At 59.1% G+C, this 13,087-nt stretch carries 10 protein-coding genes; 6 read left to right on the top strand and 4 right to left on the bottom strand.

What is annotated here, in order from left to right:
• Positions 1-39 precede the first annotated feature (39 nt).
• A complete protein-coding gene (argF, locus tag ACP15F_RS00950) occupies positions 40-966 on the bottom strand; it encodes an ornithine carbamoyltransferase (protein WP_424938983.1) in 927 nt (308 codons plus the stop codon).
• Positions 963-2,144, bottom strand: a complete 1,182-nt coding sequence (locus ACP15F_RS00945) for an aspartate aminotransferase family protein (RefSeq protein ID WP_424938982.1) — start codon at positions 2,142-2,144, stop codon at positions 963-965. The genes argF and ACP15F_RS00945 overlap by 4 nt, the downstream gene beginning before the upstream one ends.
• Positions 2,145-2,392: 248 nt before the next feature.
• Between ACP15F_RS00945 and ACP15F_RS00940 the strand changes: the two genes are divergently transcribed.
• The 5 genes from ACP15F_RS00940 (at position 2,393) to ACP15F_RS00920 (ending at position 7,269) form a co-directional block, all read left to right on the top strand.
• Positions 2,393-3,268: a DMT family transporter gene (locus tag ACP15F_RS00940; RefSeq protein ID WP_424938981.1), complete on the top strand. Its 876-nt coding sequence runs from the start codon at positions 2,393-2,395 to the stop codon at positions 3,266-3,268.
• Between the two features lie 107 nt (positions 3,269-3,375).
• On the top strand, positions 3,376-3,966 hold the full coding sequence (locus tag ACP15F_RS00935) for a GcrA family cell cycle regulator (RefSeq protein ID WP_424938980.1): 591 nt from the start codon (positions 3,376-3,378) through the stop codon (positions 3,964-3,966).
• A 104-nt stretch (positions 3,967-4,070) separates the two neighbouring features.
• Positions 4,071-5,465 (top strand): 30S ribosomal protein S12 methylthiotransferase RimO, encoded by a 1,395-nt coding sequence (gene rimO, locus ACP15F_RS00930; RefSeq protein WP_424938979.1) that lies wholly within the window; start codon positions 4,071-4,073, stop codon positions 5,463-5,465.
• 70 nt (positions 5,466-5,535) lie between these two features.
• Positions 5,536-6,015 (top strand): hypothetical protein, encoded by a 480-nt coding sequence (locus ACP15F_RS00925; RefSeq protein WP_424938978.1) that lies wholly within the window; start codon positions 5,536-5,538, stop codon positions 6,013-6,015.
• 219 nt (positions 6,016-6,234) lie between these two features.
• Positions 6,235-7,269: a fatty acid desaturase gene (locus tag ACP15F_RS00920; RefSeq protein ID WP_424938977.1), complete on the top strand. Its 1,035-nt coding sequence runs from the start codon at positions 6,235-6,237 to the stop codon at positions 7,267-7,269.
• Here the strand turns inward: ACP15F_RS00920 and ACP15F_RS00915 are convergent.
• Positions 7,266-7,583, bottom strand: a complete 318-nt coding sequence (locus ACP15F_RS00915) for a hypothetical protein (RefSeq protein ID WP_424938976.1) — start codon at positions 7,581-7,583, stop codon at positions 7,266-7,268. The two genes, ACP15F_RS00920 and ACP15F_RS00915, sit on opposite strands and share 4 nt — an antisense overlap.
• Before the next feature lie 128 nt (positions 7,584-7,711).
• Positions 7,712-10,942, bottom strand: a complete 3,231-nt coding sequence (carB, locus tag ACP15F_RS00910; protein ID WP_424938975.1) for a carbamoyl-phosphate synthase large subunit — start codon at positions 10,940-10,942, stop codon at positions 7,712-7,714.
• Positions 10,943-11,220: 278 nt separating this feature from the next.
• Here carB and aspS point away from each other — a divergent pair, with 278 nt between their 5' ends.
• A complete protein-coding gene (gene aspS / locus ACP15F_RS00905; protein ID WP_424938974.1) occupies positions 11,221-13,071 on the top strand; it encodes an aspartate--tRNA ligase in 1,851 nt (616 codons plus the stop codon).
• Positions 13,072-13,087 lie beyond the last annotated feature (16 nt).

Below are 13,087 nucleotides of genomic sequence, written 5' to 3'. Positions count from 1 at the left end.
CCTTAGCGGGCGCCCTTTTCTATTGGAGCTGAGTGCCGCTTACTTCCCCAAACACCAGCGCATCACGGCCTTCTGGGCGTGAAGGCGGTTTTCGGCCTCATCAAAGATCACCGATTGCGGGCCATCCATGACCGAGTTCGTCACTTCCTCTTCCCGGTGCGCGGGCAGGCAGTGCATGAACAGAGCGTCCGGCTTGGCGTGACGCATCAATTCGTCATTGATCTGATAGGGGCGCAGCAGGTTGTGGCGACGTTCGCGGGCCGAGGGCGCATCGTGCATCGAGACCCAAGTGTCGGCCACCAGAAGGTCGGCGCCTTCCACGGCTTTCACGGGATCGCGCACGATCTCGACATTCACGCCTTTGGCGCGGGCTTCTTCCACGAAGGCCATTTCCGGATCCAGAGGCTCGGGCCCGGTAAAGGTCAGGTCGAAGCCGAACTTGCCCGCAGCATGCAGGAAAGAGGCGCAGACATTGTTGCCGTCGCCTGCCCAAACCACTTTCTTGCCTTCGATGGATCCGCGATGTTCCTCATACGTCAGGATATCGGCCATGATCTGGCAGGGATGCGAGCGGTTGGTCAGCCCGTTGATCACCGGCACGTCGGCGTGCTCGGCCATCTCAAGCAGGGTCGCCTCTTCGAAGGTCCGGATCATGATCATGTCCACATAGCGGCTAAGCACCTTGGCGGTGTCCGCAACGGTTTCACCATGGCCCAGCTGCATTTCCGAGCCTGACAGAACCATCGTCTGCCCGCCCATCTGGCGCACGCCTACATCAAAGCTGACGCGCGTCCGGGTCGAGGGCTTTTCGAAGATCAGCGCGACCATATGGCCGTCCAACGGATTTTCGTCATCCAATGCCCCCTTGGGGCGGCCAGCGCGCGCGGCCTTGATCCGGTGCGCTTCGGACATGATGCTTTTCAAGTCGCTGGTATCTGTGGCGTTGATGTCAAGGAAATGTGTCATGCGCTCTGGCCCTCCACAGCCTTGGCAGCGGTTTCAAGGCGGACAATCGCCTCAGAGATATCTTCGTCTTCAATGGTCAGTGCGGGCAGGATGCGCAGCACGTTGTCGCCCGCAGGAACGCAGAGCAGGTTCGCATCATAGCAATTCGCCAGCACGTCCATGTTGGTCGCTTTGCATTTCAGGCCCAGCATCAGGCCAGACCCGCGCACACCTTCAAAGACGTCGGGATGGGCGGCGACAAGCCCTTCCAGTTTCTGACGGAATAGGCCTGCCTTGCGGCTGACCTCGGCCAGAAATTCGGGATCGGCGACAATCTCGGTCACTTTCGAGCCCACGGCACAGGCCAGCGGGTTGCCGCCATAGGTCGACCCGTGGGTGCCTGCAACCATGCCGCTTGCCGCGTTTTCGGTCGCCAGAACAGCGCCCAACGGGAAACCGCCGCCAATTCCTTTGGCGACCATCATGATATCCGGCGTCACGCCCGAGAACTCATGTGCAAACAGCTTGCCGGTCCGGCCCATGCCGCACTGTACTTCGTCAAAGATCAGCAGAGCGCCAGCATCATCACAGGCGGCGCGGATGGCTTTCAATTCGTCATCTGGCACGGGGCGGATACCGCCCTCGCCCTGAACGGGTTCGATGATCACGGCGGCCACGTCACCTTCGGCCAGTTCATTGGTCAGACCATCAAGGTCTCCGAACGGCAGATGGGTGAAACCGGGCAGAAGCGGACCGAAGCCTGCGGTCAGCTTTTCGCCACCCGCAGCCGCGATCCCCGCGGACGAGCGGCCATGGAACGAGCCATCAAAACCGATGATCCGCGCACGGTCTTCACCTTTATCGCTCCAGTACTTCCGGGCCATCTTCACAGCCAGCTCGCACGCTTCGGTGCCCGAGTTGGTGAAGAACACGGTGTCGGCGAAGGTCAGATCAACCAGTTGATCCGCCAGCGTCTGCTGCTGCGGGATCTTATAGAGGTTCGACACATGCCACAGCTTCGCACCCTGTTCGGCCAGAACCTCGACCAATGCAGGATGGGCGTGGCCCAGCGCGTTCACCGCGATGCCCGCGCCCAGATCCAGGTATCGCTCGCCCCCATCCGTGACAAGCCAGCTGCCCTGGCCCCGCTCGAAGGCAAGGTCTACACGGTTATAGGTCGGCAGAAGCGACGGGATCATAGTGGTATCCTCTTCAAAAAGAAGCCTTTGGGTGCCGGATGGCAGGCCTCAAGTCAACATTTTCCAGATGGTTTTGGGTGGGTTTGCGCAAACGGTGCGCAGGATCAAACGGGGACGGACGTCAGGCGCGGGTGCGTCGGCGTCGGGTCTCAGCGATATGTGTGCGTTTGATCATGTGGGCGAGATAGGGGATCACACCCGCGCTGTCCAGCCTTTTCAATCTGCGTACGCGCGCGTAGGAGGAACAGATGGAAACGCGCAACTCTCCCTTAGCCGCCGTCGGCTTCATGCTGGTGGCGACCGTGTTTATCGCGGGCACAACCCTGATGGCTAAGTTGGCGGGCAAAGACCTGTTGGGCGATCCACTGCACCCATTCCAGATTACCCATGGACGCTTCACCTTTGCGTTTCTGGCCATCGGAACATTTGCCTTGATCCGACGACTGAAGATCACGCGGCCCAATATCAAGCTACACGTGGCACGATCTGCCGCTGGGTTTACTGGCGTGACCCTGATGTTCGCCGCCGCGACACTGATCCCGCTGGCCGATGCCACAGCGATCTCTTTCCTGAACCCGGTCTTCGCCATGTTGCTGGCGATCCCTCTGCTGGGCGAACGGGTCGGCCCGTGGCGGTGGCTTTCCGTTGCGATGGCGTTGATCGGCGCGCTGATCCTGATCCGCCCCGGCGCATCCAGCTTTGACCCAGCCGCATTACTGGCGTTGGGGGCAGCCGCGTTGCTGGGACTTGAAACCATCTTCATCAAACGACTAGCCGGGCGCGAGGCCCCTTTGCAGATCCTTGTCATCAACAACGCAATCGGTCTGACCATCGCATCCTGCGCGGTGCTGTTTGTCTGGCAGTCGCCCACCCCAGCGCAATGGGGTGTGCTGGCAGCGCTTGGATTCATGATGGCCTCGGCGCAGGCATGCTATGTGCAAGCGATCCGGCGCGCGGATGCCAGCTTTGTTGTGCCGTTTTCCTATGCCACGCTGATCTTCGCGGCACTCTACGATTTTGGCCTGTTCGGCGTGGTGCCGGGCTGGCTCAGCGCGCTTGGGGCGGGCATTATCGTCGCTGGCGGTGCCATTCTGGCGTGGCGTGAAGGGCGGCAGGCCAAGTAAAGCGGCTTCTTGGCTTGTATCCGCCGCGCGGGTGACTAGAATAGGGGCTTGTGAATTCAAAGGGGCCTGACCGGATCCGGCCACCCCCAAGCAGACGGGAAAAAAGCATGTCCTGGACCGACGAGCGCGTTGAAATCCTGAAAAAGATGTGGGGCGAGGGTCAATCGGCCTCGGTCATCGCGAAAGAACTTGGCGGTGTGACCCGCAATGCGGTCATCGGCAAGGTGCACCGTCTGGGCCTGTCCAACCGCTCGAGCGGCGGAAGCAAAGCCCCCGCAGGCGATAAAGCCACGGCCAAGACAGCCGCCAAGCCCAAGGCAGCGGCCAAGCCCAAGGCAGCCCCAAAGAAAGCAGCCGAGCCTGCGCCGAAACCAGCAGCAGCGCCGGCGGCGGAAGCAAAGCCCGTTTCACCCGCACGCAAAGCGATCATTCCGGCAGGCCAACCCCTGCCCCCGCAGCCTTCAGCCAACGAGATTAGCCCCGAGGCTTTGGCCAAGGTCAGCGAAATCGAAAAAGACGCCAAGCGTCTGAACCTTATGGAACTGACCGAGAAGACCTGCAAATGGCCCGTGGGCGATCCGGCCACCGACGACTTCTGGTTCTGCGGCCTGGCCGTTCAGCAGGGCAAACCGTACTGCGAAGCCCATGTGGGCGTGGCATTCCAACCCATGTCCTCGCGTCGCGATCGCAAGCGGTAAGCACCATCGACACAGATTTTCGAAAGCGCGTCCCACCGGGCGCGCTTTTGCATTCCGGCCCCGCGCCCTTCCCATAGTCCACAGCTTTAGCTATACGGCCCGCCATGACAGATCCTGTAAATCCGCCCAACCTGCGTCCCGACCTTGCCCCCAAGGCCCGCTTTTCCGAGCCCGCCCGCGATGGCCAACCCACCGTGGGCATGGTCAGCCTTGGCTGCCCGAAGGCTCTGGTCGACAGCGAGCGCATCCTGACGCGCCTGCGTGCCGAAGGCTATGCAATCAGCCCGGACTATTCTGGCGCGGATGCAGTGATCGTGAACACCTGCGGGTTTCTGGACAGCGCCAAGGCCGAAAGCCTTGAAGCGATCGGCGAAGCTCTGAACGAAAACGGCAAAGTAATTGTCACCGGCTGTCTGGGCGCGGAAGAGGATTATATCCGCGGCACCCATCCCAGCGTTTTGGCCGTCACCGGCCCGCATCAATACGAACAGGTGCTGGACGCGGTGCATGGTGCTGTGCCACCCAGCCCCGACCCGTTCATCGACCTTCTGCCCGCCACGGGCGTCAGCCTGACCCCACGCCATTACAGCTATCTGAAGATATCAGAAGGCTGTAACCACAAATGCAAGTTCTGCATCATCCCTGACATGCGCGGGAAACTGGCCAGCCGTCCGGCCCATGCGGTTGTCCGCGAAGCAGGCAAGCTGGTGGATGCTGGTGTGAAAGAGCTTCTGGTGATCTCGCAGGATACCTCGGCCTATGGCGTCGACATCAAACACGCGGACGAACGTGGGCATCGCGCCCATATCACAGATCTGGCGCGTGATCTTGGGGCTTTGGGCGCGGGCAAGGACCTTTGGGTGCGCTTGCACTATGTCTATCCCTATCCGCATGTGCGCAATCTGATCCCGCTGATGGCGGACGGGCTGATCCTGCCCTATCTGGACATCCCCTTTCAGCACGCCCACCCGGATACGCTAAAGCGCATGGCCCGCCCAGCGGCAGCATCCAAAACGCTGGACGAGATTGCAGCGTGGCGTGCAGATTGCCCGGACATCACCCTGCGCTCGACCTTCATCGTCGGCTATCCCGGCGAGACCGAAGAAGAATTCCAGACCCTGCTGGACTGGATGGACGAGGCGCAACTGGATCGCGTCGGCTGCTTCCAATATGAAAACGTCGAGGGCGCACGCTCGAACGACCTGCCCGACCACGTCCCTGCCGAGGTCAAACAAGACCGCTGGGAACGCTTCATGGAGAAAGCGCAGGCGATTTCCGAAGCTAAGCTGGCGGCGAAAGTCGGTCAGGTCATGGACGTGATCGTCGACGACATCGACGAAGACGGAATTGCCACCTGCCGCACCAAAGCCGACGCCCCCGAGATCGACGGCAACCTGTTCATCGACGAGGGCACCGCAGGCCTGAATGTTGGAGATATCGTGTCTGTCGAGGTCGACGAGGCCGGTGAGTATGACCTGTGGGGGCAGCTCGCGTCTTAATCCTGGCGCAAGGGTTGCTCTGGCGGGGCGCTCGGCTAGATTGGTGCCGAACCACTCGGAGCATTTCCAAATGAAGCGACTTATTGGATTGGCGTGTGCCCTTACTGTGGCGGCAAGCGCGGGGTGCAAATCCACCAACGATCTGCAAAGCCAGTTTGTTCTAAGGACGTCGGCAGCCGCCGGATGCGGTCCCGTAGCAGCGGCCAGAGTCGAGGTGGAACTGGCCGCGGTCGAGACATTACGTCGTGGCCATGACCGATTTGTAATACTGGGGGCATCTTCGTCCGACAGCACCCGCGCCACCGTCCTGAATCGCACCGATGCAGACGCGTATGACAGCGCCAATGTATACGGAAACACTGCCAATGGAGCCACGGTGGCCTATTTTGGAAATCAGAAGGTTCTTTTAACCGGCGCGCACGAGGCCAACCTGTACGTCCGCATGTTGAAGCCGCGTGATCCGGGCTATGAGACCGCAATCCGGGCTAAAGACGTGCTGGGTGAAAACTGGAAAGAGATCGCCGCACGCGGCATCCAATCCTGCAACTGACACAGCGTGCACTGACAGCTGGTTTTGGAGTATTCCAAACCAGCATTTTCACCGTATCAACTGCATAAGAGAGAAGCCTGTGCTTGAGCTATTTTCTGCTCTTTTGCGTGGACGGATTTGAATTCTCGCTAAAGGAGAGTTCCCTACATATTTCATTATTCGCTTGATATGTTGACCCGATAGTCTATCCGAATGGCCTGACACCACAAAAGCAGGCCCATGACAGAGCTTTCACAGATACCGCTGCCAGAACAAGATGAGACCACAGCACGCGACTGGGTCCGAACACTTGCCAAGTATCGCGAACCAAGCACGCTTCGCAGCACCTTCGAGCTGGCAGTCAGTGCGGTTCCCTTCCTGCTTCTCTGGGCACTTGCATGGTACTGCCTGTCGATCAGCCCGTGGCTAAGCCTTGGCATTGCACTGTTCAACGCCGCTTTCCTTCTGCGCCTGTTTGCCATCCAGCATGATTGCGGGCATGGCTCGGTCTTCAAAAATCGGACAGTCAGCGATTGGGTTGGTCGGGTGATCGGGGTCGTCACCTTGACGCCTTACGACGTTTGGAAACGCACCCACTCCATCCACCACAACTCGGCCGGCAACCTTGGAAAACGCGGAATCGGGGACATCATGACCCTGACCGTCGAAGAGTACAAAGCTCTGTCGCCAATGCGTCAGTTCCAGTACCGGCTGTATCGCAACCCGATCACTCTGTTCGGCTTTGCACCCGGATACTTGTTTCTGCTGCAAAACCGCCTTCCGTTCGGATTGATGAGCGCCGCGCGGTATTGGATCAGCGCTATGGGGACAAACCTTGTCATCGTCGCAGCGCTTGTCGTGATCTGGTATTTCGGAGGGCTGATGCCCGTCCTGTTGATCTTCTTGCCCACCACATTGCTAGCGGCCACCGCTGGCATGTGGCTGTTCTATATCCAGCACCAGTTCGAAGAGACGCACTGGAAGGCTGAAGAAGAATGGCAGCTACACGATGCGGCACTGCATGGCAGCTCGCACTATGTGATGCCCGCCATCCTTCAGTGGTTCAGCGCGAATATTGGCATTCACCATGTGCATCACCTGCACAGCCGTATCCCGTTCTATCGCCTGACAGAAGTCCTGAAAGAAAACGAATACCTGGCGACGATCAATCGCATGACGATCCGCGAAAGTCTGGCCAGTGCACGACTGCACCTGTGGGACGAGAAAAGCAAAAAGCTGATGTCATTCTCACAAGCGCAGCAGCTATACGGTTAATTCCCGCTCGGGACGCTGAACAATACCCAGCCATCAATACGAGCGACCTCGATGCCGCCCGTGTCCGCTTGGAACACACCTAGACCTTCATAGTCTTCCGGACAGCCCACCAGATCGGCGGTATGGTCCAGGTAATTGACCGTCAGTTCGTTCTCGCCCAGCTTTTCGCATTCATCTGCAGGGGTACGATATCCGCCCATCAGCGGTAAGTCGGTGACGTTTGTCGTGGGGGTGGTGGTCGGATTGAACGCCTCGCACCCTGCCAAAAGGCCAACACATGCGACAGGTACGATCATCGGGGCAAAGGGTTTCATCACTGCTCTCCTTCTCTTTTCCGGAAGCATAACACAGGTCAAACAGATGCGGTGAGGTTTTCACCCCGAGCACGAAAAAGGGCGCGGAAGTGCCGCGCCCTTGGAAGTTCAGTTCGTTTGGGGTTCCCTTACGCCTCTTGCAGCGCTTTCACAGTGATCTCGCGTTCACCGCGAGTCTTCATAGCAAGGGCTGCGGCATGGCTGCCGGCCAGAGTGGTGTAGTAAGGTATCTTGTCCATTAGAGCGACGTTGCGCATTTGGCGGCTGTCATTGACCGACTGAGCACCCTCGGTGGTGTTCATAACCAGATGCACTTCGCCATCCTTCATGATGTCGATGATCGAGCGACCCGGCTCGTAGGCCTTGGCAACAACGTCGGCCTCGACCGCATTTTCGGCAAGGAACTTGGCAGTGCCCGAGGTCGCGATGATGCGGAAGCCCTGTTCGGTCAACAGCTGGGCTGTTTCAACCAGCTGCGGGGTCTTGTCGCCATCCTTGATCGACAGGAACACAGTGCCTTCGGTCGGCAGCATAGTGCCCGCGCCCAGCTGGGCTTTCAGGAATGCCATGGCGAAGTCCTTGTCCGCGCCCATAACCTCGCCGGTCGAGCGCATTTCCGGGCCAAGGATCGTGTCCACGCCGGGGAAACGTGCGAAGGGCAGAACTGCCTCTTTCACCGCGTAGGTGTCGATTTCCGGGTTCACCAGTTCGAAAGCGTCCAGCTTTTCGCCTGCCATGACGCGTGCAGCAATCGAGGCGATGGGCGACAGAACCGCCTTGGCCACGAACGGCACGGTGCGCGAGGCACGCGGGTTCACTTCGATCAGATAAATCTCGCCATCTTTAACTGCGAACTGGACGTTCATCAGGCCAACCACGTTCAGGGCCAGTGCAAGCTCGCGCGACTGGCGACGCAGCTCGGCGATGATGTCGGCACTCAGGCTGTAGGGCGGCAGCGAACAGCCGCTGTCACCCGAGTGAACGCCGGCTTCTTCGATGTGCTGCATGATACCCGCAACGTGTACATCTTCACCGTCGCTAAGCGCGTCGACATCAACCTCGATCGCGCCAGACAGATAGCTGTCCAACAGAACGGGGCTGTCACCGGACACAACAACAGCTTCGGCGATGTAGCGCTTCAGTTGGCTCATGTCGCGCACGATTTCCATCGCGCGACCACCCAGTACGTAAGACGGGCGGATCACAAGCGGGAAACCGATCTCTTCAGCAATCGCAAGCGCTTGTTCGTCAGTCGAGGCGATGCCGTTCTTCGGTTGTTTCAGGCCCAGCTTGTTGACCAGGTCTTGGAAACGTTCACGGTCTTCGGCCAGGTCGATGGCGTCCGGCGTGGTGCCAAGGATCGGAATGCCTTCGGCTTCCAGCGCGTTGGCCAGTTTCAGCGGGGTCTGACCGCCGAACTGAACGATAACACCGTGCAGCGTACCGTTGTCCTGCTCAACACGCAGGATCTCCATCACATGTTCGAAGGTCAGGGGCTCGAAATACAGGCGGTCCGAGGTATCGTAATCGGTCGACACGGTTTCAGGGTTACAGTTGACCATGATGGTCTCGTAACCCGCGTCCGTCAGCGCGAAACAGGCGTGGCAGCAGCAGTAATCGAATTCGATCCCCTGCCCGATCCGGTTAGGACCGCCACCCAGAATGACAACCTTTTTGCGGTCGGAGGGGCGGGCCTCGCATTCCACTTCGCCCATCATCGGCGCTTCATAGGTCGAGTACATGTAAGGCGTCTGCGCTTCAAACTCTGCCGCGCATGTGTCGATGCGTTTGAACACGGCGTTCACACCCGCGTTCCGGCGTACATCGCGCACGTCTTTTTCGGAGCGGCTCGACAGCTTGGCCAGACGGGCGTCGGTGAAGCCCAACATCTTCAGCTTGCGCAAACCTTCGGCTTCTGTCGGCAGGCCGTTTTCGCGGACGACAGCTTCGGCATCCACAATCTCGCGGATACGATCAAGGAACCACGGGTCGAAGGACGTCACGCGCTGGATATCCGAGTTCGACATGCCATGACGCATCGCTTGAGCAATTTTCAGGATGCGGTCAGGGCGCTGTTCCGAGATGGCCTTTACGATGGCGGCCTCTTCCGGGGCGCCTTCGATCTCGACCTCGTCGAATCCGGTCAGGCCGGTTTCCATCGACGCCAGAGCTTTCTGCATCGATTCGTGGATCGTGCGGCCAATCGACATTACCTCGCCCACGGATTTCATCGCGGTGGTCAATTCGGGCTTGGCGCCGGGGAATTTCTCGAAGGCAAAGCGCGGGATCTTGGTGACGACATAATCAATGGTCGGCTCAAACGAAGCCGGCGTGACTTTGGTGATGTCATTGTCCAGCTCGTCCAGCGTATAGCCGACAGCCAGTTTCGCAGCGATTTTCGCAATCGGGAAACCGGTGGCTTTCGATGCCAGCGCCGACGAACGCGACACACGCGGGTTCATTTCAATGACGACCATCCGGCCATCAGCGGGGTTCACAGCCCACTGCACGTTCGAGCCGCCAGTTTCCACGCCAATCTCGCGCAGCACGTTGATCGAGTGGGTGCGCATCAGCTGGAATTCTTTGTCAGTCAGCGTCAGAGCGGGTGCCACGGTGATCGAGTCACCCGTGTGCACGCCCATCGGATCAATGTTTTCGATGGAACAGACAATGATCGCATTGTCGGCAGTGTCGCGCACCACCTCCATCTCGAACTCTTTCCAGCCCAAAAGACTTTCGTCGATCAGGATCTGGTTGACCGGTGAGGCATCAAGGCCAGTGCCGCAATAATGTTCGTATTCCTCGCGGTTATACGCCACACCGCCGCCGGTGCCGCCCATGGTGAAGGCGGGACGGATGATGGCGGGCAGGCCGATATCTTCCAGCGCGTCCATGCACTCTTCCATCGTCGTTGCAATGGTCGCCCGCGGGTTTTCGATGCCCAGACGGTCCATCGCTTCACGAAACAGTTTGCGGTCTTCTGCCATTTCGATCGCGTCGCGCTTTGCGCCGATCAGTTCGACGTTGAACTTGTCCAACACACCCAGATCATCCAGTTCCAGCGCGGTGTTCAGACCGGTTTGGCCGCCCATGGTTGGCAGCAGCGCGTCGGGGCGCTCTTTCTCGATAATCTTGGCAACGACGTCGGCGGTGATCGGCTCGATATACGTTGCATCGGCCATATTCGGATCGGTCATGATCGTCGCTGGGTTTGAGTTCACCAGAATGACCCGGTAGCCTTCCTCGCGCAGCGCCTTACAGGCTTGTGCGCCCGAGTAGTCAAACTCGCAGGCCTGCCCAATGATAATGGGCCCCGCGCCGATGATCATGATCGAGTTGATATCGGTTCTTTTCGGCATGGTAACCCCCATCGGCAGACTGAACGCACGCGGGAATCCCAACCGCGCGCAAATTGTCGTGGGTTATAGACACCAGCGGGGTTTCTGCAAGCCCTGTTTGCGTTGAACCCATCATTGTTACGGGTTCAGGCGGGATTCTTCTTTATTGCGTAACGAAGGCCAAGAAAATTGCACCTAGTTGGAGCTCTTTTTCGCCATTGCTGCCTCTGCGGCTTGACTTTGTCTTCCAAGGCAGGTGTATCGGCTCGAGATTATAGAACCGCTCGTGGGAGCCTGACATGCACGCCTATCGCAGCCACACCTGTGCTGAACTGAACAAATCTAACGTCGGTGAGACCGTCCGCCTATCGGGCTGGGTCCATCGTGTCCGCGACCATGGTGGCATCCTGTTCATCGACCTGCGCGACCATTATGGCGTGACACAGGTTCTGTGTGACCCTGACAGCCCTGTCTTCGCTGAAATGGAGAAGGTGCGGTCCGAATGGTGTATCCGCATCGACGGCAACGTCAAAGCGCGTGATGCCGATCTGGTGAACGACAAGATCCCGACCGGTGAAGTCGAAGTATTCGTCCGTGACCTTGAGGTTCTGGGCGACGCGGGCGAGCTGCCGCTGATCGTCTTTGGCGATCAGGAATACCCGGAAGAAACCCGCCTGAAATACCGCTATCTGGACCTGCGTCGCGAGGTGATGCAGGAAAACATGAAGCTGCGCTCGGACGTTGTGGCCTCGATGCGCAAACGCATGTGGGGTGCTGACTTCCGCGAATATCAGACACCAATCATCACCGCGTCGTCGCCTGAAGGTGCGCGTGACTTCCTGGTGCCGTCGCGTCTACACCCGGGCAAGTTCTATGCGCTTCCGCAGGCCCCTCAGCAGTTCAAACAGCTGATGATGGTTGCCGGCTTCGATAAATACTTCCAGATCGCGCCGTGCTTCCGCGATGAAGACCCGCGCGCCGACCGTTCGCCCACCGACTTCTATCAGCTGGACATGGAGATGTCCTTCGTTGAGCAGCAAGACGTGTTCGACACGATCGAGCCGGTTCTGAAAGGCGTGTTCGAAGAGTTCGGTGGTGGTCGCAAAGTCGATCAGGACTGGCCGCAAATTTCCTATAAGGACGCCGCGTTGTGGTATGGCACCGACAAGCCGGACCTGCGCAATCCGATCAAAATGCAAATCGTCTCGGATCACTTCCGCGGCTCGGGCTTCGCGATCTTCGCGAAGCTTCTGGAAAACGAAGGCACCGAGGTGCGCGCAATCCCGGCCCCTAAAGGTGGCTCGCGCAAGTTCTGTGACCGCATGAACAAGTTCGCTCAGCAAGAAGGTCTGCCCGGCATGGGCTATATCTTCTGGCGCGAGAAAACCGCAGATGGCGTGGCACAAGAGCTGGGCATCACGGTGAAAGAAGCACAAGCCAAGCTGAAATCCGGTGAAGTCGAAGGTGGCATGGAAGCCGCTGGTCCGCTGGCTAAGAACATTGGCCCGGAACGCACCGAGGCCATTCGCCAGCAGCTGGGTCTGAACGTGGGCGACGCAGCCTTCTTCTTGGGCGGCAAGCCGAAAGCCTTTGAAGGCGTCGCAGGCCGCGCCCGCGCCGTCATCGGGGACGAGCTGGGCCTGACCGACAAGGACCGCTTCGCCTTTGCATGGATCGTGGATTTCCCAATCTACGAAGCCGACGAAGAAACCGGCAAGATCGACTTTGAACACAACCCGTTCTCGATGCCGCAAGGCGGAATGGACGCGCTGAATGGCGATCCGCTCGAGGTTCTGGGCTATCAATACGACTTGGCCTGTAACGGCTATGAACTGGTGTCGGGTGCGATCCGGAACCACAAGCCCGAGATCATGTTCAAAGCCTTTGAACTGGCCGGGTACGGCAAAGACGAGGTCGAAAAGCGTTTCGGTGCTCTGGTCAACGCATTCCAGTACGGCGCCCCGCCCCACGGTGGATGTGCTGCCGGTGTCGACCGGATCGTGATGCTGCTGGCCGATCAGGACAACATCCGCGAAGTGATGATGTTCCCGATGAACCAGCGCGCCGAAGACCTGATGATGAACGCACCCAGCGAGCCGATGAACGAACAGCTGCGCGAACTGCATCTACGAGTCATTCCGCAAGAGTGATCTGATCACTGTCATC

The organism is Aliiroseovarius sp. S253 (assembly GCF_049800855.1).
Lineage (GTDB): Bacteria > Pseudomonadota > Alphaproteobacteria > Rhodobacterales > Rhodobacteraceae > Aliiroseovarius.
This window is presented reverse-complemented; position numbering and strand designations above follow the sequence as displayed.

Bases quoted from the DNA above. Each gene is read 5' to 3' on its own strand.
- argF (WP_424938983.1), bottom strand. From the start codon at position 966: ATGACACATTTCCTTGACATCAACGCCACAGATACCAGCGACTTGAAA.
- ACP15F_RS00945 (WP_424938982.1), bottom strand. From the start codon at position 2,144: ATGATCCCGTCGCTTCTGCCGACCTATAACCGTGTAGACCTTGCCTTC.
- ACP15F_RS00940 (WP_424938981.1), top strand. From the start codon at position 2,393: ATGGAAACGCGCAACTCTCCCTTAGCCGCCGTCGGCTTCATGCTGGTG.
- ACP15F_RS00935 (WP_424938980.1), top strand. From the start codon at position 3,376: ATGTCCTGGACCGACGAGCGCGTTGAAATCCTGAAAAAGATGTGGGGC.
- rimO (WP_424938979.1), top strand. From the start codon at position 4,071: ATGACAGATCCTGTAAATCCGCCCAACCTGCGTCCCGACCTTGCCCCC.
- ACP15F_RS00925 (WP_424938978.1), top strand. From the start codon at position 5,536: ATGAAGCGACTTATTGGATTGGCGTGTGCCCTTACTGTGGCGGCAAGC.
- ACP15F_RS00920 (WP_424938977.1), top strand. From the start codon at position 6,235: ATGACAGAGCTTTCACAGATACCGCTGCCAGAACAAGATGAGACCACA.
- ACP15F_RS00915 (WP_424938976.1), bottom strand. From the start codon at position 7,583: ATGAAACCCTTTGCCCCGATGATCGTACCTGTCGCATGTGTTGGCCTT.
- carB (WP_424938975.1), bottom strand. From the start codon at position 10,942: ATGCCGAAAAGAACCGATATCAACTCGATCATGATCATCGGCGCGGGG.
- aspS (WP_424938974.1), top strand. From the start codon at position 11,221: ATGCACGCCTATCGCAGCCACACCTGTGCTGAACTGAACAAATCTAAC.